Genomic DNA, 22,777 nt, shown 5'->3' with positions numbered 1-22,777 from the left:
TCGGCACGTCCTGCGGAGCAGGACGCGCCGACTGCGGCGATCGGTCAGCGAACCCTGACCGTGAACCTGGCCGTGCGACCGTCCGAGGTCGTCACCGTTCCGTGATAGGTGCCCGGGCGCGCGTAGCGGTGCGACGCGCTGATCCGGTAGACACCCGCGGCGTGGAGCCCGTCGCGTGGGGTGGTCGTGGTGAAGGTCGCAGGCACGCCGGCGGTGCCGTCACCGAAGCGGACCGTCGCGCCGAGCGAGCCCGTGAGCGCGGAGCCGCCCAGGCCGTCGGCGTCGTCGACCGCGTCGACGGCGACCGTCGATCCGTCCGTCTTCGTGCCCGGTGCGGCGAGCAGGCCTGCCGCTACGGTGGCCGAGGAGCCGCGGCGTACGACTGCATCGGTGCCGGTCACGGCGGTGGACCAGGCGGCGTGGGGGCCGTCGTAGAAGTTGATGCCGGCGGTGTTGAGCCGGGTGCCGACGTCGGCGACCCGGCGGGCGAAGTCGGCCCCGTCGCGCAGCGACTCCTGGGTCCAACCGACCTCCCCGTGCGCGAGGGCGCGCGGGAACATCATGAACTCCGCGTCGCTCACGCCACGGACGGTCTCCGACCACAGCGGCGCCTCGGTGCCCAGGATGTCGGCGTCACCGACGCCAGGGACGACGTTCTCGGGGCTCCAGGCGTAGTAGTCCGGGAAGTCGCATGAGCCCGAGCACGCCCAGGACAGCCCGATCGGCGTCTTGGGGTTGTACTTCATGTCGAGATACGACTTGTTGCCCGGTGAGACCAGCAGCTTGGCGCCGTCCTCGGTGATGGCGCGCTTGGCGAAGTCGGTCGAGCCGGCCCAGTACTGCACCCCGTCGCCAGGACTGAGGGTCGTCTCCGAGTACTCGTTCCAGCCCAGCGTCTTCTTCCCGAGGTCGTGCACGATGTCCACGGCCCGCTTCTCGAAGTCGACATAGCCCTGGTGCCCGTAGCGAGCGGTCATGGCGTGCGACTCGTCGCCACCGATGTGCAGATAGTCGCCGGGGGTCATCTCGGCCAGCTGCGCGAAGACGTGCTGGACGAAGGTGTAGCTGACCTCGGCGTAGGGGTCGAGATAGGAGTAGCCGACGTCGATCGTGCTGTTGACCGGCGCCACCGGCTCCGCGGCGGTGCCGGTGTGGCTGGATCCCGCGGTGTTGAGCTGCGGGATCGCGTGCAGCGCAGCGTTGGTGTGGCCCGGGATGTCGACCTCGGGGACCACCTCGATCTCGCGCTCGGCGGCGTAGGCGACCAGGTCGCGGAACTGGGCCTGGGTGTAGTAGCCGGTATGGCCGTCTTTGGCCTGGTAGGCGTTGGAGGTGACCGCGGTGCCGCCCGACTCTCGTGTCAGCGCCGTGTAGTCGATGTCGTCGCCGGCCGCTCGCCCGTCGTTGGTGATCTGGATGCGCCAGCCCTGGTCATCGGCCAGGTGGATGTGCAGCACCGACAGCTTTGCTGTGGCGGCGGCGTCGATGATCTGCTTGACCTCGTCGACGGTCTGGAACGACCGGGCGACGTCGACCATGATCCCGCGGTAGCCGAACCGCGGCGCGTCGAGGACCTTCACGGCCGGTACGCTCCACGTCTGATGCACGCGGACAGGCGAACCGGCGAAGGCCGGGAGCAGCTGGCGCAGCGTCTGGGTGCCGTTGAAGAGCCCGTGCCGGGTCGCCCCGCTGATCCGCAGGCCTGAACGGCCGGAGGAGAGGGTGTACGCCTCGGGGTTGCCCGCCACCTGGCCGTAGTCGGCGCCGGCGTCGATGACCAGTTGCAGATCGGTGGGCTTCGGGTGGGCGGAGACGACCGGCAGCGCGTAGCCGGTCGACGTCCGGAGCGTGGTGGCGAGCAGGCGCCCGACCGCTGCGGCCTCACCGCGGGCGACGATGCGCGCGCCGGGGGTGACGACGAAGTCGGGGCCGGACTGCTCGGTGACCTGCACCGGGAGCGGGACCAGACCCGGGACGGGGGTATCGGGAGCGGAGGCGGGGGTGGGGGTGGAAGCGGTGGCCGACGGGGCCGCCATGGTGACCAGACAGCCTGCGAGGGTCAGAGCGGCGGCTGCGGCGAGTATCGAGCGAGACATTCAACATTCCTCTCTGCCGCGGCGACACGGCGAGTATCAAGAAGTTGTGCTGCTCCCGGCGAGCGTAGTGACGCGCTCGCGCACCCGAGGGGGTTTTCGTAAATTCGCTCAACAAATTAATTCTCGCCCGGCGCTCAGCCGCTCGCCCAGGCGAGCTGCATGATCTCCTCGCCGTCGTGGAGGGTGCTGCGGTTGCTGGTGTCGGTGAAGCCGGTGCGCTCGTAGAGGCGCTGCGCGCGCCGGTTGTCGGTGCGGGTCCAGACGCTGAGGCCCTCCCAGCCGCGTGACTGGAGGTCGCGGATCATCTCGGTCCCGACGTGGGATCCCCAGACCGCGGGGTCGACGAAGACCATCGAGATGTGGCCGTAGCCGGGGAGCGGTACGCCGTCGACGAGGTAGGTCTCGGCGACCAGCATCCCCGCCGGACGGGTGCCGTAGTGGGCGAGCAGCGCCAGCTCGGCCGTGTCCAGCTTCTCGCGGACCCGGCGGATCCGGGCCTCGGTGGCGGTGCGGCGGCGGGCGGCGTTGGCCGCCCGCCAGACATCGAGCGCAAGGGCGCGCTGCTCGTCGCTGTCGATCTCGGTGACGACGATTCTCGGCATCTAGGCGGCCCGACGCTACAGCGTCATCAGCCAGATGCCGAGCACGAGCATCACGATCATGAAGATCGCGCCCACCCACAGCAGCACGATCCAGGTGGAGGGGTTGTCCTCCGCCTCGGTGGCCATCAGCGAGGAGACGTACTCCTGCTGGGCGCCGTAGTCGCCGAAGTCCTGCTCGATCGGCTCCTGCTCGCCGGCGTAGCCGTAGCCGGCCTGCCAGTCTCCCGCCTCCTCGGTCGCGTAGGCATCCGCCGCGTAGCCGGTCGCATAGGCGGGCTCGGTGTCGTAGACCTCGCCGGCCGGAGCATCCTGCTCCTGGGGCGGGGCCCAGTGACGGGCCTGCCCGTTGCGCGAGGATTCGACGAGCATCCCCGAGGGCTGGACGAAGGGCTGGTACGCCGCCTCGGCCGTGACCTCGGAGACCGGCTCGGGCTCGGGGACGGGCTCGGGGACGGGCTCGGGCCCGGGAAGGGGACCCGGCTCCGGGGTCGGGTCGGGGACGGGGTCCGGACCGGGAACGGGCTCGGGCTCGGGGACCGGCGTCGGATCCGGGAAGGGCGAGGGGTCCGGGACGGGTGACGGCTCGGGGTCGGGGATCACGGCCTGCTCCGCGGCGGCCGGCGGGGGAGCGCTCGGCGGCGGAGCGGTCGGCGGTGCGTACGCCGGACGGACCGCGGTGGTCCCGTCGGGCTCGTCGTCGGTGTCGAGGTTCTCCTCGACCGAAGGTGCCTGGCGCCTCGAGGTGCGCTCGGTGGGCTCGTCGTTCCCGGTCGTGATGAGCGGCGAGGACGCCGGGCCCGGGATGCTGTCGTCGCCGTACGCACTGATCCGCGGCAGGCTCAATGAGGTCTGCTCCGCGTCGGGCACGTCCTCGACGGCCTCCGGGGCGATCGCCTCGACGGGCTTCCGGATCACGGTGGACTCGTTGGGCTCGTCGAGATCGTCGACGTCCTCGCTAGCAGCAGGGTGCGCGGCTTCGGGCTTCGCTTCAGCAGGGTGCATAGCTTCGGGCTTCGCTTCAGCACTGGACACGGGTGGCGTCCTTTCCTCTACATCGGTGGAGTCAGCCTCGGCTGCTTGGTCGGGCTCCGTGGCGACCTCGAGGCCACACATCGGACAGGCCGGCTCATCGGACAGCCGGTGTCCACACTGTGCGCAGCTGGTCATGCCACCCCCATGGCGTCGAAGATCACTCCCGTGCGTGCCCAAGCCTAGGTCACACGCCTTGACGTCGGGCCGATGCCCGAAGATCGCGGAGCAGCGAGATATCGGGGTTGTCCGCGTCGCGAGACCCGGGAGTCTCCAGGATGAAGGGGACTCCGTCGGTCGCCGGATGCGCGAAGAGCTCCTCGAAAGCGGCGGTGCCGATGTGGCCCCGACCGATCTGCTCATGACGGTCCAGGTGCTTGCCGCGTACGTCCTTGGAGTCGTTGGCGTGGATCAGCCGGAGCCGTCCGGGGCCGCCGATCTCGACGATCCGGTCGACACAAGCGGTGGCACCGCCCGGCTCGTCCAGCGGGGCGCCGGCGGCGAAGACATGGCAGGTGTCCAGGCAGATCCCGGCCTTGGGGTGGAAGTCGACGGCCCCCAGGTAGGCCGGCAGGTCCTCCACCCCCGCGCACAGTGAGCGTCCCTGACCTGCGGTCGGCTCCAGCAGCAGCCAGGGAGCGTTCTCGGCGGAGATCTCCTCGAGCACCGGCAGCAGGGCCTCGCGCACCTGCTTCATCGCGGCGGCGTACCTCTCGCTCGCGTCCCCGTCGGGGGAGACGAAGGAGCCGGTGTGGACGACGACGCCTTCGGCGCCGATGTCCGCGGCACGGCGGAGGTTGTGGGCGACCACGGCCGCGGACCTCTCGTAGGTGGCCGGGGTGGGTGAGCCGAGGTTGACCAGGTAGGGGGCGTGGATGAAGGCGCGCATCCCGCGTCGTTCGAGCTCGGCCCGGAACGCCTTGTCCTCAGCGGGCTTCCCCGCCGAGAGCGCCCAGCCGCGCGGGTTGCCGACGAAGACCTGCAGGGTCTCACCGCCGACCGCGTCGGTGTTGGCGAGGGCGCCCGCGACGAGGCCCTTGCCGACCTGGACGTGGGTGCCGATCGGGTTGCGGTCTGTGGGAGTCAAGGTCAGTTCAGCCAGATCGTGATCTCGGAGCCGTACGGCGCCTCGCCCTCGGCGGGCTCCTGACGGGTCACGTAGCCGAAGCCGAGGTTGATGCCACCCTCCTGCTCCTCCTTGACCTTGAAGCCGGCGGCCTCCAAGGTCTGCCTGGCGGTGGCCTTGTCGTTGCCGACGACGTTGGGGACCGGAGCGGTGTCGGGGCCCTTGGAGACGACGAGCGTCACGGTCTCGCCACGGGGAAGGGTGCCGGAGTTGGGGCTCTGGCTGAGCACGGTGCCCGGCTGGATCTCCTGGCTCTCCTCCTCCTCGATCTCGACCTCGAGGCCGTCGGCTTCGAGGGACTTCTTGGCGCGGTCGGCGCTACGGCCGGTCCAGTCGACGATGGCGACGGGGGCCGGGCCCTTGCTGATCACGAGGACGATGGCCTTGCCGGGTCGCACCAGGGTGCCGGCGCGGGGCTGGGAGTTGATGACGTGTCCCTCGGGGACGTCGTCGTTGAACTTCTTGATCGGATCGCCGAGGTTGAGCCCGAGGTCCTGGATCTCGTCCTGGGCGTCGTCGGCGAGCATGCCCTTGACCTTGGGCACGGAGTATTCCTCGATGCCCCGGCTCACGCTGATCTCGACCGTCGAACCGGGCAGCGCCTTGTGGTCGCGGCCGGGGTCGGAGTCGATCACGACGCCCTTCTCGATGGTGTCGGAGAACTCGGTGTTCGCCGAGACCTCGAAGCCGGCCTTCTGCAGCTGTGTGGTCGCCGCGGCCTTGCTCAGACCGGCCACCGAGGGCACGCGCTCGTAGCGGCCGTCGATGAACCACCACATGCCGGTCGCCACCAGGGCCACGGCCACCACGGCGGCACCGATCGCGATCGGGCCCTTCCAGGTTGCCGGCATGCTCCAGCGCTGCTTCGGCTGCGTGGGCGTGGGGGCGATGCGTACGTTCTCCTCGGGCTCGCTCAGCGAGAGCCGGGCCCCTGCGGGCAGGCCGACGCCCGGAGGCGGCCCCGGCGGGCCCGGAGGACGACCCTGCGGAGGAGCTGAGGGCCCGGAGGACCCGGACGGCCCGGACGGCCCCAGGCCGAGCGCGGGCAGGACGGCGGTCGACTCGGCGGCGGACTCGTCGTGGCTCCGTGCCGGAGCCTCGGGGCCGTTGCCGGCCCTGTCGGGCGCGCCCGCCGTGGGGAGCGCCAGGTCGGCGGTGAGGTCGGGGTCGTCGAAGATGCCCGCGGACAGGGTGGCCATGACCCGGTTGACCATGCGCAGCAGCACGCCGGCGTCGGCCGGGCGCAGCTCGGGATCACGGGCGGTCGCGCGGGCGACCAGGGCATCGACGTACCGGGGGATGCCGGGCGCTGCCTTGGAGGGCGGCGGGACGTCCTCGTGGACGTGCTTGTAGGCGACCTCCACCGGGGAGGGCCCGCTGTGGGGCTTGCGGCCGGTGAGCAGCTCGTAGAGCACGACGCCGGCGGCGTAGACATCGGTGCGCGGCCCGGACCTGGACTCGGTGACCAGCTCGGGCGCGAGGTAGGAGACGGTGCCGACCAGGTTGCCGGTCGTGGCGTCGTTGGAGTTGTTGTTCATCACCCGGGCCAGGCCGAAGTCGGCGACCTTGACCCGCTGCGAGATCGAGGCGGCACCGGTGGTGATGAGCACGTTCTCGGGCTTGATGTCGCGGTGCACGATCCCGATCGCATGGGCCGCGGTCATCGCGCTCAGGATCGGCTCGATGTAGGCCAGCGCCTTCGCCGCGCCCAGCGGAGCCTGCGAGGCGATGGTGTCGCGCAGGGTGTGTCCCTCGATGTACTCCATCGCGAGGAAGGCGACGCCGTCGTCCTCGTCCTGGTCGTAGACGGCGACCACGTTGGGGTGGGAGAGCTTCGCGGCCGACCTGCCCTCGCGGACGAACCGCTCGGCGAAGTTGCCCTCCTCGTCGAGGTCCTGGTGCATGACCTTGACGGCGACGATGCGGTCCAGCCGCATGTCGTGGGCGACGTAGACCGTCGCCATGCCGCCCTTCGCGACCTTCTCGACGATCCGGTAACGCATCCCCAAGACCTGGCCCAGAAGGGGGTCGGATGCGGTAGCCGAGCCTCCGCCGTGGCGTCCGATGGCGCCGTCACGGGGGTCCGCCTCACTAGCCACGCGATACTCCTGTCTCCGGTTGGAGAAGTATTCCGGACCGGGCAATGGTACGGACCAGCGGGTCCCCCTCACGACTTTCCGGACCGGCTACCCCGGCCGGTAATGTGATTGTTATGAGCGAGATGCGGCTGGCGGAGCAGGATCTGGGTGTCCTGGTTGAAGAGTGGATCGACTGGGCCACGGCCGCGTCGCTGCTCGGAGTGACCGTGGGGAAGGTCCGCACGATGATCCGCGAGCACGAGCTCGCGGCGGCGGTGCCCCCGGGGGTGAAGGGCCAGCACATCCCGGCCCTGTTCATCCAGGACGGCCTGCCGGTCAAGGGGCTGGGTGGGCTGCTGCACGTGCTCCACGACGGGCGCTACGACGACCGCGAGATCATCGCCTGGCTCTTCCTCGACGACGATCTTCCCGGCCGCCCGATCGACGCACTTCGGGAGAACCGCGGGTCGGAGGTCAAGCGCCGGGCCCAGGCCATGGCACTCTAGGTCACTCGGTCCGTACGTCTCGGAGGAACCTCGTGAGGTCGAAGTCTGTCCTGGTCGGCCTGCTGCTCGCCGTCCTGATGGCGCTGGTCGCCGGCTGCGCAGGAAGCTCGGCCGGTGACCCCGGATCGGGCGGTGGTGGCAAGAGCGGCACCGACCCCGAGAGCGGGCTCGCCTGGATCGCCGAGTCCGACCTGCCGCCCGAAGGGGTGGAGACGCTCGATCTGATCGACGCCGGGGGTCCGTTCCCCTACCCGGGCAAGGACGGCAGCACCTTCGGCAACCGCGAGGGGATCCTTCCCGACGAGGCGTCGGGCTACTACGCGGAGTACACCGTGCCGACGCCGGGCTCCGACGACCGCGGCGCGCGGCGTATCGTCACAGGCGAGGGTGGGGAGTTCTACTTCACCGAGGACCACTACGAGTCGTTCTCACGGATCGACCGGGGGGTGATGGGTAGATGAGTGGACTGGCAGGACTTCTGGCCGGGAAGGTCGATCCCGGCGTCTACCGGTGGCACACCGAGCTGGCTGCGGCCGACCTCGCCGAGTCGGTGACCGGCGCCGGCTGGTCGCTCGCGCAGATCGCCGAGGTGGCCGAGACCAAGGACGAGGTGCTCGGCGCCATCGGCGCCGCGCTGGGGTTCCCGGCCCACTTCGGCCGCAACCTGGACGCGTTGTGGGACTCGCTGCGCGACCTCTCCGCGCCCACGGTGCTGCTGTGGGAGACGTGGGGGATCGCTGCGTACGCGGATCCTGCGGGGTTCGACAAGATCATCCGGGTGCTCCAGGACCGGGCCGCGGAGATCTCCGAGGACCGGCCGGCGTTCGCCGTGCTGCTGCGCGGGGACGGTCCCGACACGGACCTGGACGACCTGGACTGATCACCCGACGTTGACGGTGCGGGTGGGGTAGCCCGTGGCTCCGTCGGGAGCGGGTGGCACCTCGTTGCCGGTCTGCGGAGTGCCGGTGCGGTCGTACGCCCTCGCCTGGATCCGGTGCTCGCCCTCGGTCGCGTCCCAGCGGTAGGTCCACTGCCGCCAGGTGTCGATGCTGTCCTCGGCGGCGAGCGTGGCGGGCTGCCAGGGGCCGTCGTCGATGCGTACCTCGACCTTGCTCACGCCGCGGTGCTGGGCCCAGGCGACACCGGCGACCGTCACCTCGCCGGGCATCGTGTCCTCGCCCGGGAGGTCGATGCGGGACTCGGTCTTGATCGGGCCCTCTGCGGACCAGCCGCGGTCGGTCCAGTAGGCGCGGAAGTCGGCGAAGCGGGTGACCTCCAGCTCGGTGAGCCACTTGGTCGCCGAGACGTAGCCGTAGAGGCCGGGGACGACCATGCGTACCGGGAAGCCGTGGTCCTGGGTCAGCGGCTCGTCGTCCTGGGCGATCGCGAGCAGGGCGTCGCGACCGTCGGTGAGCGCTTCGAGCGGGGTGCCGATCGTGATGCCGTCGGCGCCGGTGGACTTCACCGCGTCGGCGTCGGGGGAGAGGCCGGCGCGCTTGAGGACGTCGCGGATGCGTACGCCGGTCCAGGTCGCGTTGCCGATCAGGTCGCCGCCGACCTCGTTGGAGACGCAGCAGATCGTGACGCGGCGCTCGTAGAGCGGCATCGCGAGCAGGTCGGCATAGGTCAGCTCGACCGGCTCGTCGACCAGACCGTGGATCTTGAGCCGGTAGTCGGCGACGTCGACGCGTGGGGTGAGCAGGGCGATGTCGATGCGGTAGAAGTCGTCGACCGGGGTCAGGTGGGGCGTCAGCCCGTCGATCCGGAGCTCCGCGCCCGCCGGAAGGGGCGCGGCGGGGGAGACCGCTGCGGGGATGGGCACCCTGGCCGCCGGGTGCCGGCGTCCGGTGACCACCTTGGCGCCGACCCCGCCGGCCGCACCCACCGCGGTCACGGCAGCCGCGGCGACCAGGAAGCGGCGACGGTCGAAGCCGTCGGGCGCCACCGCCTCGGTGGGGTCGTCATGGGCGTTGCGCAGCGGGCGGGTCAGGAGGAGCAGCGCCACGATGCCGACCGCCAGGCCGATCACCAGCGCGATGATCCCGATCTCCGGGCTCGTGGTCCCGCTGTCGGCACGGTCGGCCCGGAGGGCGGCGATGTCGACGGCCCCGAGGAGCACCAGCATGCCCGCGCCGAGGACGGGGCGGCGTACGGCCAGGGCGCCCGCGACCCCGAGCAGGACCAGCGTGACCAGCCCGACGCAGGTGAGCAGGATGGGCTTGTCGGCGGTGCCGAAGGTGGCGACCGCCGCCTCCTTGAGCCAGCGCGGGGTGAGGTCGATGACCCGGTCGCCGAGGGCGAGCAGGGGAGAGGCTCCGCCCGCGAGGGCGGCCACGAGCTCGGCGACGCCGAGGCCGAGCACGCCGGCGGCGATGCCCGCGACGGGGCCGTACGGGAGACGTGGCGCCGAAGCGGAGCCCGAAGCCTTCTGCTCGGCGAGGATGCGGGATGTCATGCTGTGGGTTCGTGGCCGATCGTTGGTCGGATGGGACCAATCCTCCCACTCTTCGGCTGCGAACCCGAGATGAGATCACTCAGGTGTCGGAAGGGGTGCGCATGCGGCGAGCGCTGCGGGTCGTGGGCGAGGAGTCGTCCCCGGACCCCGAGGACGACCTGGACCCGGCGGCGGTGCTCGCCGCGGTCGCGGGTGGTGACCTCGACGCCTTCGGTCGGCTCTACGACGACCTCGCTCCGCTCGTCTTCGGCGTCGCCCGGCGGGTCGTGCGCGACCCCTCGCGTGCGGAGGAGGTGACCCAGGAGGTGTTCGCCGAGCTGTGGCGCCAGGCTGCCCGGTTCGACCCGTCGCGCGGCTCTCTGCGGACCTGGGTGCTGACGATCGCCCACCGTCGCGCGGTCGACACCGTTCGCTCCGCGCAGGCCTCGCGGGCACGTGAGGAGCACGTCGCCCGGCGTGAGCCGGTCGACGTCGCCGGCCCGGAGGACGCTGTCGTCACGGCGGCGGAGCACGAGGGCGTACGCCGCTGCCTGGACTCCCTCACGCCGCTGCAGTCCCAGGCCGTGCGGCTGGCCTACTACCAGGGCTTCACCTATCCCGAGGTCGCCGAGCTGCTCGGTCGGCCGCTGCCGACGGTGAAGACGCGGATGCGCGACGGGCTGATCCGGTTGCGGGACTGTCTGGAGGGTCACGATGGCGCCTGAAGTGCACGGCCTGGTGGGGGCCTACCTCCTCAACGCGCTCGAGCCGGGGGAGCGGGCGGAGTTCCAGGCCCATCTTGGGGTCTGCCCCGAGTGTCGCGAGGAGGTCGACTCCCTACGGGCGGCGACCACGTCCCTCGCCGAAGAGGTCGCCGCGACACCGCCGGCATCGCTGCGCGGGCGGGTGGTGCGTACGGCCTCGGAGACTCCACAGCTCCCGCCCGTGGTCTCGGCGGGCCGGCGCCGTCGGCGCTGGCTCGCCGGCGTGGTCGCCGCGGCGGCCGCCCTGGTCATGGGTGTCGGCGTGACGGTCGGTGTGGTCGTACGCGACGACGACCCGCCCGCGACGACCGCCGCCGAGGTGATGTCGGCCCCGGACGCGCGGATGCACAAGGAGGACACCTCCGGCGGCGAGCTCATGGTCGCGATGTCCCACGAGATGCGCATGGTCGCCGTCGACACCGCCCACCTCGAACGCCCCGCCGGCATGACCTACCAGGTCTGGTGGCACACCGACACCGGCATGGAGTCCGCCGGCGTTCTCGACGAGGAGATGGCCGTCGCGGTGCCCGTCGAGGACGGCGACCTGATGGTCACCATGGAGCCCATGGGCGGTTCCGACGTACCGTCCGAGAAGGTCCTCTTCCAGATGCCCGCCGAGCGTCTCTGACGCCTCGGGGTCAGACGGTGCGCTGGGTGGCTGCGGTGGCGAGGGCGCGGAGGATCTCGGCGGCGTTCGCGTCGAGCACGCCTGCGGACTTGGCCTCGTCGAGGGCGGTGAGGCCCTGGTCGGCGAGCTCGGTGATGGTCTTCTCGACCTGCTGCTCGGCTCCGGAGGAGGCGATGATCGTACGCAGCTCGGCGACCTGGTCCTCGGTGAGCGGGCGGCCGAGGGAGCGGTCCAGGAGATCGGCGTCGGCGGGCGGCGAGGCGGCCAGGGCGAGGGCGACGAGGACGGTGCGCTTGCCCTCGACGAGGTCGTCGCCGGCGGGCTTGCCGGTGACCGAGGGGTCGCCGAAGACACCGAGGAGGTCGTCGCGCAGCTGGAAGGCCTCGCCGACGGGGAGGCCGTAGGCCGACAGCGCCTCGATCTGCTCCCGGGAGGCCCCGGCGAGGGCGGCGCCGACGTGGAGGGGACGCTCGACGGAGTACTTGGCCGCCTTGTAGCGCACCACCTTCATCGCCGCCTCGACGTCCGCCGCGCCGCGCGCTTGGACGGTGATGTCGAGGAACTGCCCGGCGATCACCTCGCTGCGGGTGTGGTCGAACACCGACAGGGCGGCGGCGGTCTCGGCACCCCCGAACCCAGAGGTACGCAGCAGCTCGTCCGACCAGGTCAGCAGCAGGTCTCCGAGGAGCACCGCCGCGGCATCGCCATAGGCACGGGACCGGCCCGGCCAGCCGGCGGCGGCGTGGTCGGCCTCGAACGCACGGTGCGCGGCCGGCGCACCGCGCCGGGTGTCGGAGTCGTCGATGACGTCGTCGTGGACGAGCGCCGAGGCCTGGAGCAGCTCGAGCGCCGCAGCTGCCCGTACGAGTGACTCCTCCTCGGCCGGCGAGGGGGAGGGGCGGACCGCGTGGAAGCCCCAGAAGCAGAACGCGGCTCGCAGCCGCTTGCCTCCGGACATCGACTCGCGGGCCCGGCGCAGCAGCGGTTCGACCTCGTCACCGAGCGGAGCCAGCCGCTGGGACTGCGTCTCGAGAAAGGTGTCCAGCGCTCCCTGGACCCGACTGCGGAATTCATCGGCGCCCCACGTTTCATTCACTCTCCGAGCCTAGGGCACTCACTACCATGGCCCGATGGTGACTGGACGTGGACGCTCTCTCGCGGAGCTGATCAACCAAGGCGAACGCTCGTTCTCCTTCGAGTTCTTCCCGCCGAAGGACGAGGCCGGTGAGGAGCAGCTGTGGAACGCCGTGCGCGCGCTCGAGCCCTACCGTCCGACCTTCGTGAGCGTCACCTACGGTGCCGGCGGCTCCACCCGTGACAAGACCGTCGCCATCACCGGCCGGATCGCCGCGGAGACCGAGCTGCTGCCGGTCGCTCACCTGACCTGCGTCGGCCACACCCGCGACGAGGTCGCCGCGATCCTGGACGCCTACGCCGCGAAGGGAGTCGCCCACGTGATGGCGCTGCGTGGCGACCCCGCCGAGGGCCCGCGCGCCGAGTGGACCCCGACCCCGGGCGGTCTCGACTACGCCATCGACGTGGTGCAGCTGGCCCGTGAGCGCGGCGACTTCCGCATCGGCGTCGCTGCCTTCCCGGAGGGCCACCCGAGTGCGGAGTCGCTCGAGGCCGACGCCGACGTGCTGGCCGCCAAGGCACGGGCCGGTGCGGAGTTCGCGGTCACCCAGATGTTCTTCCGTGCGGCCGACTACTTCGGTCTCGTCGACCGGGTCCGCGCCCGCGGCGTCGACATCCCGATCCTGCCCGGGATCATGCCGATCCTGAACCTCGCCGCCATCCGCCGGCAGAGCGAGCTGATCGGCGCCGAGGTCCCCGAGGAGATCGTGGAGCGGCTCAGCGCTGCCGGCCCCGAGCCCGCCGACATCCGAGCCGAGGGCATCGCGGTGGCCGCCGAGCTGTGCCAGGAGCTCCTCGACGGCGGCGCCCCCGGGCTGCACTTCTACACGCTGAACCGCTCCAGGGCGACGCTGGAGATCTTCGCCGAGCTCAACGTCACCGTCTAGGTCGCGCTCACTTCTCCGCAGGTCCGATCGACTGCGCGACCAGCGCGGAGGACAGCCCGGCGAACGGCAGCCCCGATCCCGGTGTGGCGTGGGCGCCGGCGGCGTAGACGTTCGGGAGCGGGGTGCGCGGCCCGAGGCGCTGGAACACTGTGCCGCGCCCGGCCCACTTCACGCCCAGCGGCGACCCGCGCCAGCGGCGTACGAGCTCGGCGGCGCCCAGGTCGACACGGTGCACGACGTGCTCGCGCAGGTCGATCTTGTGGCGTGCCAGTGCCAGCAGGACATCCTCCATCAGCTTGCCGTAGGAGTGGATCGTCCACGCGTGCTGCCCCTCGGGGGCGAGCCCGCGGGTGCGGACGACCAGGGTGGGGTCGCCGTGGAGCACCAGCTCGTCGGGGAGGCCGAGGAGATGCTCGGGCAGCGCGGAGAGCCCGAGGTGGAACGTCATCGGCGGGATCGCCGGCAACGTGCGGTCCACCAGCGGCCGCAGGGCCGGCAGCGAGCGCGGGTCGAAGGCGACCACGACCGCTCCGTCGGCGCCGAGGTCGATCTCCCCGGACGTGGTGCTGACCGCGACCGCCCTCCCGTCGCGCACGACGATGTCCTCCACGTGGGTCGCGGTCTCCACCGAGACCCGGCGCGTGGCCATCCGGGCGGCGAGCACCTCGGCCACCACTCCCATCCCGCCCTCGACCCGCCAGGCGCCGAACCGCTGCTCGAGATAGGCGGTCAGCCCCGCCCAGGCAGGTACGTCACGCAGCTCCTGCCCCGCCGCGACGAACGGGTGCGCCGCGACCAGCCGGAGCCGCTCGTCCTTGAACGTCTTGCGCAGCCGCTTGTGGAGGGTCTCGCGCGACCGGAACCGCTCCGCCACCGCCGAGGGGAGCGCCGAGGGCTCCCACGGGACCTCGAAGTAGTGCTGGCGCAGCACCTCCCAGTCCTCGCTGAACCGGGCGACGTAGTCGGTCCACTGCCGGCCCAAGCCCGGGCCGAGCGCGTCGAAGGCGGCCAGCTGGGCGCCACGGGTGCTGCCGGGCACCGAGACCGAGGTCTTGTCGGAGAACCGGTGCTCGCGGAGGACGTCCATCGGCACCAGCTCGAGCTCACGCTCCGCGGGCCGACCGGACTTGCGGAACAGGTCACGCATCACCGCAGGCAGCAGGGTCGAGGTCGCCGACGCGTCCCAGGTGAACCCCTCCTCGCGCACCGGCACCAGCGCGCCGCCGAGCTGACCGGAGGCCTCGAGAAGGGTCACCGAGTGACCGAGCTTGGCCAGCCGGGCGGCGCTGGCCATCCCGGCGTACCCGCCCCCGAGGACGACAACGTTCGTCACGAGACGGGGTAGGGCTTGGTGGTGCCGTCGGACGGTCCTTCCGGCGGTGGGGCGCCTCGTCTCCCTCGCCGGGTCAGCCTGCGCCAGCCTCCGCGAACGGTGCGGACGATGAGATACACCAGCACCAGGCCGGCGACGAGCAGGACCGCGGCGACACCGGCGGCGGCCAGCGGGTGCTCGGTCGCGAACCAGACCACGCCGAGGACGAGCCCGTCCTCGGCCAGGCTGACCACCGAGTTGGAGACCGGCTCGGGGGAGGAGTTGACCGCCAGCCGCTCGCTGGCCTTGACCAGGTGGGACATCAGCGCGGAGGTGCCGCCCACGACGCCGGCGACGGCAGCGTTGAGCGAGTCGGCCTCACCGGCGATCAGGACACCGATGATGGCGCCGATCGTGGGCCGGATCACCGTGGAGATCGAGTCCCACGTCGAGTCGATGTAGGGCACCTTGTCGGCGACGAACTCGATCGCGAACATCAACCCCGCGGCCGCCAGCACCGGCCAGGTGCCGAGCACGTCAGGGATCTCCTCGGCCCCTGTCGTACGCTGCACGACGCCGAGCACCAGCACGACCAGGTAGGCGTTGATGCCACTGGCCCACCCGCTGGAGAAGGTCAGCGCTAGAGATTCCATGGAGACATCTTGGCGTACGGCACCGACGGCCAGGACCCGGCCCGAGACCGAGCGCACGCGATCCCGTATTTACCTCCGTTGTGCCCCGTACGGCAGAATGGGCTGATCAACGCAGAGTTCCCCCCACGTCGCAAGGAGACCGGATGACCATGACGACACCCGACGAGAACGAAGGTGTGGTCGTGAGCGAGGACCCGGAAGCCACCGTCGAGGTGGCAGCCCTCGCTGCTGAGCCCGTGCCGCGGGAGATGACGTGGGCGGTTCGGCTGATCGTCGGTCTGATCGCGTTCAGCGCCGTCGTGGTCGTGGTGATGGTGCTGCGTTCCGACGACCTGGTGCGCGCGTGGGCGGAGGGCAACGCCTCGGCCAAGCGCATCTTGGAGACCGAGGGGCTCGAGGCCCTCATCAACCCGCCCAACGACAACCGGGTCAGCGCGCCGGCGTTCATCGCCCCTGCGATCACCCTGTTCGGCGTGATGGCCATCATGCTCGGCGTGCTCACGGTCTTCCTTCGCAACGGCTTCGAGTGGGCCCGCATCGTGATCACCTTCCTGGTCTTCATCTCCGCGGTGGCCAGCGTCGGTGGCATCCTGACCGGCCCGCCGGTGATCATCAGCGTGCTGACCGCGATCGCGATCGTCATCGCCGCGGGGCTGCTGGTGGTCATGTGGCTGCCGGCCAACACCCGCTACATCCACCCGCCGCACCGCATCCGCGGCGCCGTCGCCGACGACTGAGCGACCGCAGCACCGATCGACACGCCCCGCCACCGAAACGTCTTGTGACTGTCGGTGGCGGGGTGTAGTTTGATCTCGTGTTCGAACAAATGTTCGAACACCCAGGCTCTGGCGGGCGTCGTCCTCGACCCCCGACGCCCGCCGGAGCCGTCCACTGCGGGGTCGACCGTGAGCGAGTTAGGACGACCCGATGCATCTGTTGCCGGCGACGACGCACAACTACCTCTTCCGCGCCACCGAGACCCTCGCGGAGGCGATCGTGGCCGACGACGTGCCGAGCAGGTACGCCATCGCTCACGTCGCCGCACTCCAAGCCGCCGCCGCGCTGATCGCCGCCCGCACCGATCCCGTCGAGGCCGCGAGCGCCGGTCGCCGTCGTCCGTGGAACGCCTGGGTCCGCCTCAAGAAGGTCGCGCCCGAGCTCTCCGAGTGGGCCGACTACTTCGCCGCCGGGGCCGCCAAGCGCGCCGCCGCGGAGGCCGGCTCGATCCGGGCGGTCACCGCCGAGGAGGCCGACGAGCAGGTGCGTGACGCCGACCGGTTCCTCGCCGTCGTCGAGGAGTCGCTCGGGCTGATGGCCCACACCTCTGCGGCCACTCCACTCCGTCACGACCGCCTCGTGGGCTGATTCAGATGCCGTGGACACAGGGCCTACGCTTGGCCCCATGTCAGCTGGCTCCGCTTCCACCAGTCGTCGGGCAGGCGCCCGGACCGTCGCCGTCTGGGACGCGCTCGACCCGGTCCTGGCCGGAGGCCCGCTCGACGTCCTCGACATCGGCGGCGGCACCGGCACCTCTGCCGTACGCGTCGCCGGGCTCGGCCACCGGGTCACCGTCGTCGACCCCAGCCCCGACGCGCTGGCCGCGCTCGACCGTCGCGCCCGCGAGGCCGGTGTCTCCGTCGACGCACGCCAGGGTGACCTGGCCGCACTCTCCGACGTGGCCGATCCCGGCGGCGCCGACGTGGCGCTGTGCCACGGTGTCCTCGAGGTCGTTCCCGACCCTGCGGCGGCACTGGCGGGGATCCGCGAGGTGCTCCGTCCCGGCGGCACGCTCAGTTTGCTGGTCGCCCAGCGCACCGCCGCCGTCCTCTCCCGTGCCCTGGCCGGCCACTTCGCGCAGGCCGCCGAGCTCCTCGACGACACCGCTCCGCAGGGGCGCTCCGGTCGCCGCTTCGCTCTCGACGAGGTCACCGGGCTGCTCGAGGCGACCGGCTTCGAGGTCGGGGACGTTCGGGGCGTACGCGTCTTCGTGGATCACGTTCCGGGGTCGCTGCTCGATGTCGATCCTGCGGCGACCTCCGCTCTGGTCGATCTCGAGCAGCGGGCATCGACTCGCGCCGACTACTTGCCGTTCGCGACCCAGCTGCACGTGCTCGCTTCGCTTCGCGGTTAGCTCGCTTCGCTTCGCCGAGTCAGCGCTTGTCCGCGTCCTTGGAGGATCGGGGTGACCTCCTCCGCTAGCGCTCCGGAGGCCACCCCGATCCTCCATGTCGACATGGACGCCTTCTTCGTGTCTGTGGCGATCAGACATCAGCCCGAGCTCTGGGACCAGCCGGTGGTGGTCGGGGGACATGCACGTGGCGTGGTGACCTGCGCCAACTACCCGGCGCGCGCCTACGGGGTCCGTGCCGCGATGCCCGGCTCGATGGCGAGGAGGCTGTGTCCTCAGCTCGTCTCGGTCCGCCTCGACTTCGGTGAGGTCGCCGAGGTCTCCCATCAGGTTCGCGAGATCTTCCGCCGCGCCACCCCGCTGGTGGAGGTGGTCAGTGTCGACGAGGCGTTCCTCGACGTACAGGGAGCGACCAGGCTCTTCGGCAGCCCCGAACAGATCGCCCACCGGATCCGGGGTCAGATCGCCGAGGAGCTGAGCATCACCTGCTCGGTCGGTGTCGCGGCGACCCCGAGCGTGGCCAAGGTCGGCAGCCGCAAGGCGAAGCCCGACGGCGTCGTGGTCGTCCGGCCGGAGGAGATCCCGGAATTCCTGCATCCGCTCGACGTCGGTGAGCTCTACGGAGTCGGCCCGAGCACCCGGACGCGGCTGCGGCGGCTCGGCTTCGAGACGGTGGGCGACATCGCCCGCACCCCGGTGCCGACCCTCCACCAGATCCTCGGGCACCGCCTCGGCGGCCACCTGCACCGGCTCGCGACCGGCACCGACCGGCGCGAGCTGACCGGGCGGCTGGGTCCCGACCTGCCCGACCGCTCCACGGGCGCCCAGGAGACCTTCGGCCACGACCTCGGCGACCGCGAGGACATCGTCCGTGAGCTGCTGCGCCTCTCGGCCCGCGTCACCCGGCGGATGCGGCGAGCCGGCACGGTCGGCCGCACGATCGCGCTGACGGTTCGGTTCACCGACTTCAAGACCATCTCGCGCTCCCGCACGCTGCCCGATCCCACCGACGTCACCCAGGAGGTCCACGCCGCCGCGGTCCGCCTCTACGACGAGCTCGATCTCCGGGGCCGGGCACTGCGCCTGGTCGGGGTCCGGGTCGAGCACCTGGTCGCCCGGGAGGGCACCGACCGACAGTTGCTGCTCGGCGAGCGGGAGCGGGGCTGGTCCGAGGCCGACCGGGCCATCGACCAGGTCGCCGAACGCTTCGGATCCACCCTCGTCCGCCGCGCGAGCCTGCTCGATCAGGGCCGGGGTTGACGCAACTGCCTGTTCGCTTGACACAATCGGACCAGGTTGTGCCATGTGGCAGAACGTCAAGGGGCAAGAATTTTCTGGGCTTACTACCGCCTTCAGGGTGGCCAGCCTAGACTTGGAGATGCCCCAACAGGACATGGGAGGTACGGTGCCACTCTCGGAAGAGGAGCTTCGCCTGCTCGAGCAGATGGAGCGCGCGCTCTCGGCGGAGGACCCGAAGTTCGCCTCCGCCCTCCGAGGCACGGCCCTACGCCGTGCCCAACGTCGACACGCGGTCATCGCGGGCATCGTGCTCGCCGGTGGAGTCGCGTTGCTGATGACCGGTGTGATCTCACGGATGTGGATCGTCGGGGTGGTCGGCTTCCTGGTGATGCTGGCTTCGACCTCCGTGCTGCTCACCGCTCTTCGTGGTGCTGCCGCGGTCGAGGAGGAGGACGGGGAACACACTCCCCGCAGCTCGTTCTTCGACCGGGCCAGCGAGCGCTGGAAGCAGCGCCGCCGCGACAACGACCTCTGAGACAACGACCTCTGAGAGGTCCCGCCTCTAGGACGAGATCAGCTCCCGCTCGGACCGGGCAACCGGCCCGTCGGTGGCTGGTGCCGAGGGGCGGCGGAAGACCGACGCCGGCCACAGGCGTGCCCGGCGCCGGGCACGCCTGTCGGCATGCTCCCTGAGCGCGGCCGAGACCAGGCGTACGTCCTCCCTGACCGCCGCGGCCCCGCGATGCTCCGCGTAGCGGTTGCGCTCGACAGCGGCGACGATCCGCTGCAGTGCGAGCATCGGCTCGCGTCCCTGCAGATGCGGGGCCAGGCTGGTGGCCTCCTCCCGCGGCGAGCGGGTCCCGGACCAGGGCAGACCGAGGTCGATCGCGGTGTCACCCAGCTCGCGCCAGCCGGCCTCGGCGTCGCCTCCGAGCCGCGTCGCCCGCCGCCGGCGCCGGATCACGGCCGGGGCCGCCAGCGCGACCAGGCCGACCAGGCCGATGATCCCGAGACCGGTCCAGACGGCGCCGGCGTTGGACTCCTCGGTGCCGGTGTCGGCGACCTCGGGGGTGTCGGGCTCCTCGCGCTGCGGCCGGTTGGGCGCCGGCGCGACGCTCGTGCCGGCGCTCGGCACCGGAGCCTGGGGCTCGTTGCGGGCGTTGCTCAGCGCGCCGGTGGTGTAGCCGGGCTCGCTGGTGTCGGCGGCCGCCGGGGTCGGCTCGAAGCGGATCCAGCCGATGTCCTCGAACCACAGCTCGGGCCAGGCGTGCAGGTCGCGACCGCGGAACTGCCACACGCCGTCCTCGTCCTGGTCGCCACTGAGGAAGCCGAAGGCGACCCGGGCCGGGATGCCGAGCTCGCGGGCGAGCACGGCCATGGCCGTGGCGTACTGCTGGCAGTAGCCGACCTTGTTGTCGGTCAGGAAGTCCAGCAGCGCCGCGCTGTCGGTGCCGACGTCGCGCTCCAGGCTGTAGGTGAACTCGCCGCTGTGGCGGAACCAGTTCTGCAGAGCGACCGCCTTGGCGAACGGCCGGTCCTGGCCGGCGGTCCGCTCGAGGGCGATCTCCTCGATCCGGTCGGGGAGCAGCGGCAGGTCGGTCATGCCCGGTGGCGCACCGACGCCGGGCTCGCCGGCGGCGAGGAGGCGCTCCTGGGACGGCTCGACGGGAGCGGCCGTCATCCGCCAGCTCTGTCCGGCGACGGTCTGGTCCCTGCCCTCGGTGGACATGAAGTCGAGGGTGTCCTCGTCGTAGCGCCACGGCCCCCTGGCCGTGACCTCGAGCGGGTGGGTGAAGATCGGGAGCCAGGTCGACTGGAACTTCGCGCTCGCCCTGAGCTGGTAGGTCGTGGGATCGCCCAGCAGGCTCGCGTCGGACATCGGCGGCTCGAAGGTGGCCACGCCGCTGTGGTCGGAGGGCACGTCGCGGTTGCCGGAGGTCCACTCCGTGCCGGTGAACTTGGTCAGGGCTCCGACACGCAGATAGGACGGCGGCGTCTCGGTGTCGCCGTAGACGGGCGTCACCGACACCATCACCTGGTCGCTCTGGCGGCGAAGGTCGTCGTAGAGCCCGACGGTCGGGTTGATCACGCGCAGGGGGCCGTCGCCGTCGCCCGGGCCCAGGCCGGGAAGGGAGACGTTCGGGCTGGGCAGCCACGCCGGGGTGAGCAGGGCGATCACGACCGCGGAGACGCCGATGACCGCCGGCCCGGCGGCGGGCACCACCGGCAGGTCGTCGTCGAGGCGCCGGCCCCAGCGGCCGAGCTGCTGGGCACGGTCGAGGCGCAGCATCACCAGGAACGAGGTCGCGGTGAGCGCGAAGACGACCCAGGAGACCCCGCCCCAGCCGCCGGCGCCGATGATGCTGAACGGCACCGTGAAGATGCCCAGCGCCACGAGCCCCATCATCGGCGGCCGACGCAGCGAGATGGCCAGGACGTCGGCCAGCAGCACCGCCGCGACACCGCCGGGGATGAGGTAGGGCGCCACGTCCTGCCCGGACATCGGCAGGTCGAACGGGTTGAACGCGACGTACGCCTCGGTCATCTCGGCCACGACCCGTGCCCGGCCGCCGCCGGTGACGGGGAAGGGGTGCTGCACGACCAGGAGGCTGGTCGCGATCGTGCCGAGAAGCGCCTGCAGCAGGACCACGACCGAGCCGTGCACGCGCAGCAGCCGCGCGGAGACGCCGGTGCCGACCACGAGCAGGCCGGCGACCAGGATCGGGCCGAGGTAGGGGAACCGGGCGTCCGTGAACGAGCCCCAGGAGGAGAGCGCGAACAGGACGGTCGTGAAGCTGGCCAGCGGTACGGCCACGGCGGGCACGACGCCGCGGGCGTCTCGGGAGGTCATCATCGCGCTGCCCCCGCTCCCGCTGCCGCGCCCCGGGTGCCGAGCTCGCGCCAGCGCGTGGCCACCGAGTCACCGACCCGGAGCTCGACCGCCTTCCAGCCGTGCTGGATGAGCAGAGGTACGCCGCTGGGCCGCCGTTGCTCGGGCGCCAGCTGCACCGCGCTCCAGCCGTCGACGGCGAGGGAGAAGGCGAGTGCGGCCCCGGTGTGATGACGCACCCGGCGAAGGACGCCGGCGTCCTCCTCGTCGAGAGAGCCGAGCACCGCCACGGTGACGCCGCCCTGTCCGGCCTCGCCGAGCCAGGAGGCGTCGATGCGGTGGTGCTGGACGGTCTCGACCACGGCGAGCGCCTCCAGCAGGGCGGCCGCATCGGCCTGGCCCTCGCGGTCGTGCCAGCCGGCGTTGAGCGCACCGCCACCTGCCGGCGCGGAGCCCGCGGCGATCCCGCCCGCGGCGCCCCCGGAGGTCACCAGCCGCACGGAGTAGCCGGCCTCGACCAGGTGCACCGCTACCGAGGCGGCGACCACGACGGCGTGCTCGAAGGAGGAGCCCGCGCCCTGGCCGCGGTGGACCGAGCGCCGATTGTCGAGGAAGACGGTGGCCCGGGCCTGCCAGGGCTGCTCCTCGCGGCGCACCATCAGCTCGCCGAGGCGGGCCGAGCTGCGCCAGTGCACCCGGCGCAGCTCGTCACCGCGGCGGTACTCACGCACCGTGACGTCCTCCGCGCTGCCACCGAGGAACGCCCGCGGCCGAGAGTCACCCGACGAGGTGGCGTTGCCGGTCAAGGGCGTCGCGGGCAACGGCAGCACTCGCGGCGTGACCGTGAACGGGACCGTGGACTGGAAGGCGCGGTTGAGCTCGACCAGGCCGAACGGATCGGCCACCGTCACGCGCATCGGGCCGATGTCGAAGCGGCCCCGGATCTCGGAGCGGATCTGGTAGCCGAGCTTGTGGCGCCACCCGAAGCCGATCCGGTCGACCACGAAGCGCGGGCGCCCACCCAGCGCGTAGGGCACCGTCTCCTCCAGCAGCAGGGTCCCGGTGGGGATCCGGCCCTCGTTGGCGATGGTGAGCTCGACCTTGGCGGGTTGGCCGGCCTCGGTCAGGTGCGGCTCGATGTGGCGCACGAGCGCGAGCCGGTAGCGGCCCCACGCGGCGACCACCGCGGTGACCAGCGGCAGCGCGACCAGCAGCATCCCGATCCGGGACAGCGTCGACTGGTCCAGCAGGATCCCGCAGACGATGGCGGTGATCCCGGCGGCCAGGAAAGCCCGGCCCCGGACGGTCAGTCCGGACAGTGCCTCGCGCAT

The 22,777-nt window shown here is 71.6% G+C and carries 22 protein-coding genes; 11 read left to right on the top strand and 11 right to left on the bottom strand.

What is annotated here, in order from left to right:
* Positions 1–44: 44 nt before the first annotated feature.
* From ABZ796_RS12810 to pknB, 5 genes are all read right to left on the bottom strand, one after another.
* Positions 45–2,096, bottom strand: a complete 2,052-nt coding sequence (locus tag ABZ796_RS12810) for a family 20 glycosylhydrolase (protein ID WP_357337290.1) — start codon at positions 2,094–2,096, stop codon at positions 45–47.
* 134 nt (positions 2,097–2,230) lie between these two features.
* Positions 2,231–2,698 (bottom strand): GNAT family N-acetyltransferase, encoded by a 468-nt coding sequence (locus tag ABZ796_RS12805; protein ID WP_357337289.1) that lies wholly within the window; start codon positions 2,696–2,698, stop codon positions 2,231–2,233.
* 15 nt (positions 2,699–2,713) lie between these two features.
* The gene (locus ABZ796_RS12800) at positions 2,714–3,730 is read right to left on the bottom strand and encodes a hypothetical protein (RefSeq protein ID WP_357337288.1); all 1,017 of its coding nucleotides are present in this window, start codon (positions 3,728–3,730) and stop codon (positions 2,714–2,716) included.
* Between the two features lie 184 nt (positions 3,731–3,914).
* Positions 3,915–4,814, bottom strand: coding sequence for a deoxyribonuclease IV (locus ABZ796_RS12795; RefSeq protein ID WP_357337287.1), 900 nt, complete (start codon positions 4,812–4,814; stop codon positions 3,915–3,917).
* Between the two features lie 2 nt (positions 4,815–4,816).
* Positions 4,817–6,952: a Stk1 family PASTA domain-containing Ser/Thr kinase gene (gene pknB, locus ABZ796_RS12790; protein WP_357337286.1), complete on the bottom strand. Its 2,136-nt coding sequence runs from the start codon at positions 6,950–6,952 to the stop codon at positions 4,817–4,819.
* A 113-nt stretch (positions 6,953–7,065) separates the two neighbouring features.
* On the opposite strand from pknB, the gene ABZ796_RS12785 reads away from it, so the two are divergent.
* Genes ABZ796_RS12785 through ABZ796_RS12775 form a run of 3 tightly spaced genes read left to right on the top strand, consistent with a single transcriptional unit; the run spans position 7,066 to position 8,317 of the window.
* Positions 7,066–7,437 (top strand): Rv2175c family DNA-binding protein, encoded by a 372-nt coding sequence (locus ABZ796_RS12785; protein ID WP_357337285.1) that lies wholly within the window; start codon positions 7,066–7,068, stop codon positions 7,435–7,437.
* Positions 7,438–7,469: 32 nt separating this feature from the next.
* Positions 7,470–7,898: a ribonuclease domain-containing protein gene (locus ABZ796_RS12780; protein WP_357337284.1), complete on the top strand. Its 429-nt coding sequence runs from the start codon at positions 7,470–7,472 to the stop codon at positions 7,896–7,898.
* Entirely contained in the window at positions 7,895–8,317 is a 423-nt protein-coding gene (locus ABZ796_RS12775) for a barstar family protein (RefSeq protein ID WP_357337283.1), read from the top strand. Before ABZ796_RS12780 ends, ABZ796_RS12775 begins: the two co-directional genes overlap by 4 nt.
* Here ABZ796_RS12775 and ABZ796_RS12770 read toward each other — a convergent pair whose 3' ends face one another.
* Positions 8,318–9,892 carry a molybdopterin-dependent oxidoreductase gene (locus ABZ796_RS12770; protein ID WP_357337282.1) on the bottom strand — a complete coding sequence of 525 codons (1,575 nt, stop codon included), beginning with the start codon at positions 9,890–9,892 and terminating at the stop codon, positions 8,318–8,320.
* A gap of 101 nt (positions 9,893–9,993) precedes the next feature.
* On the opposite strand from ABZ796_RS12770, the gene sigK reads away from it, so the two are divergent.
* The gene (sigK, locus tag ABZ796_RS12765; protein WP_357337280.1) at positions 9,994–10,596 is read left to right on the top strand and encodes an ECF RNA polymerase sigma factor SigK; all 603 of its coding nucleotides are present in this window, start codon (positions 9,994–9,996) and stop codon (positions 10,594–10,596) included.
* Positions 10,586–11,263, top strand: a complete 678-nt coding sequence (locus tag ABZ796_RS12760) for an anti-sigma factor (protein ID WP_357337278.1) — start codon at positions 10,586–10,588, stop codon at positions 11,261–11,263. The genes sigK and ABZ796_RS12760 overlap by 11 nt, the downstream gene beginning before the upstream one ends.
* A gap of 10 nt (positions 11,264–11,273) precedes the next feature.
* Here ABZ796_RS12760 and ABZ796_RS12755 read toward each other — a convergent pair whose 3' ends face one another.
* Positions 11,274–12,359 carry a polyprenyl synthetase family protein gene (locus ABZ796_RS12755; protein WP_357337276.1) on the bottom strand — a complete coding sequence of 362 codons (1,086 nt, stop codon included), beginning with the start codon at positions 12,357–12,359 and terminating at the stop codon, positions 11,274–11,276.
* 34 nt (positions 12,360–12,393) lie between these two features.
* Between ABZ796_RS12755 and metF the strand changes: the two genes are divergently transcribed.
* Positions 12,394–13,284, top strand: a complete 891-nt coding sequence (gene metF / locus ABZ796_RS12750) for a methylenetetrahydrofolate reductase [NAD(P)H] (protein WP_357337275.1) — start codon at positions 12,394–12,396, stop codon at positions 13,282–13,284.
* A gap of 7 nt (positions 13,285–13,291) precedes the next feature.
* On the opposite strand, the gene ABZ796_RS12745 is transcribed toward metF, so the two are convergent.
* The gene (locus ABZ796_RS12745; protein WP_357337273.1) at positions 13,292–14,617 is read right to left on the bottom strand and encodes an NAD(P)/FAD-dependent oxidoreductase; all 1,326 of its coding nucleotides are present in this window, start codon (positions 14,615–14,617) and stop codon (positions 13,292–13,294) included.
* Positions 14,614–15,249 (bottom strand): DUF4126 domain-containing protein, encoded by a 636-nt coding sequence (locus ABZ796_RS12740; protein ID WP_357337271.1) that lies wholly within the window; start codon positions 15,247–15,249, stop codon positions 14,614–14,616. The genes ABZ796_RS12745 and ABZ796_RS12740 overlap by 4 nt, the downstream gene beginning before the upstream one ends.
* 143 nt (positions 15,250–15,392) lie before the next feature.
* On the opposite strand from ABZ796_RS12740, the gene ABZ796_RS12735 reads away from it, so the two are divergent.
* From ABZ796_RS12735 to ABZ796_RS12715, 5 genes are all read left to right on the top strand, one after another.
* Complete coding sequence (locus tag ABZ796_RS12735; protein ID WP_357337269.1) at positions 15,393–15,986, top strand: hypothetical protein; 594 nt, start codon at positions 15,393–15,395, stop codon at positions 15,984–15,986.
* A 190-nt stretch (positions 15,987–16,176) separates the two neighbouring features.
* A complete protein-coding gene (locus tag ABZ796_RS12730; RefSeq protein ID WP_357337268.1) occupies positions 16,177–16,614 on the top strand; it encodes an SAV_6107 family HEPN domain-containing protein in 438 nt (145 codons plus the stop codon).
* Between the two features lie 37 nt (positions 16,615–16,651).
* Positions 16,652–17,380: a methyltransferase domain-containing protein gene (locus ABZ796_RS12725; protein ID WP_357337267.1), complete on the top strand. Its 729-nt coding sequence runs from the start codon at positions 16,652–16,654 to the stop codon at positions 17,378–17,380.
* Positions 17,381–17,431: 51 nt separating this feature from the next.
* Positions 17,432–18,637: a DNA polymerase IV gene (gene dinB, locus ABZ796_RS12720; protein ID WP_357337266.1), complete on the top strand. Its 1,206-nt coding sequence runs from the start codon at positions 17,432–17,434 to the stop codon at positions 18,635–18,637.
* Between the two features lie 145 nt (positions 18,638–18,782).
* The gene (locus tag ABZ796_RS12715) at positions 18,783–19,151 is read left to right on the top strand and encodes a DUF3040 domain-containing protein (protein ID WP_357337265.1); all 369 of its coding nucleotides are present in this window, start codon (positions 18,783–18,785) and stop codon (positions 19,149–19,151) included.
* Between the two features lie 27 nt (positions 19,152–19,178).
* Here ABZ796_RS12715 and ABZ796_RS12710 read toward each other — a convergent pair whose 3' ends face one another.
* A complete protein-coding gene (locus tag ABZ796_RS12710) occupies positions 19,179–21,467 on the bottom strand; it encodes a DUF3488 and transglutaminase-like domain-containing protein (protein ID WP_357337264.1) in 2,289 nt (762 codons plus the stop codon).
* Positions 21,467–22,777, bottom strand: a complete 1,311-nt coding sequence (locus ABZ796_RS12705; protein ID WP_357337263.1) for a DUF58 domain-containing protein — start codon at positions 22,775–22,777, stop codon at positions 21,467–21,469. The genes ABZ796_RS12710 and ABZ796_RS12705 overlap by 1 nt, the downstream gene beginning before the upstream one ends.

It is taken from the genome of Nocardioides sp. NPDC047086 (assembly GCF_040643685.1).
In the GTDB taxonomy this organism is placed as follows: domain Bacteria; phylum Actinomycetota; class Actinomycetes; order Propionibacteriales; family Nocardioidaceae; genus Nocardioides.
This window is presented reverse-complemented; position numbering and strand designations above follow the sequence as displayed.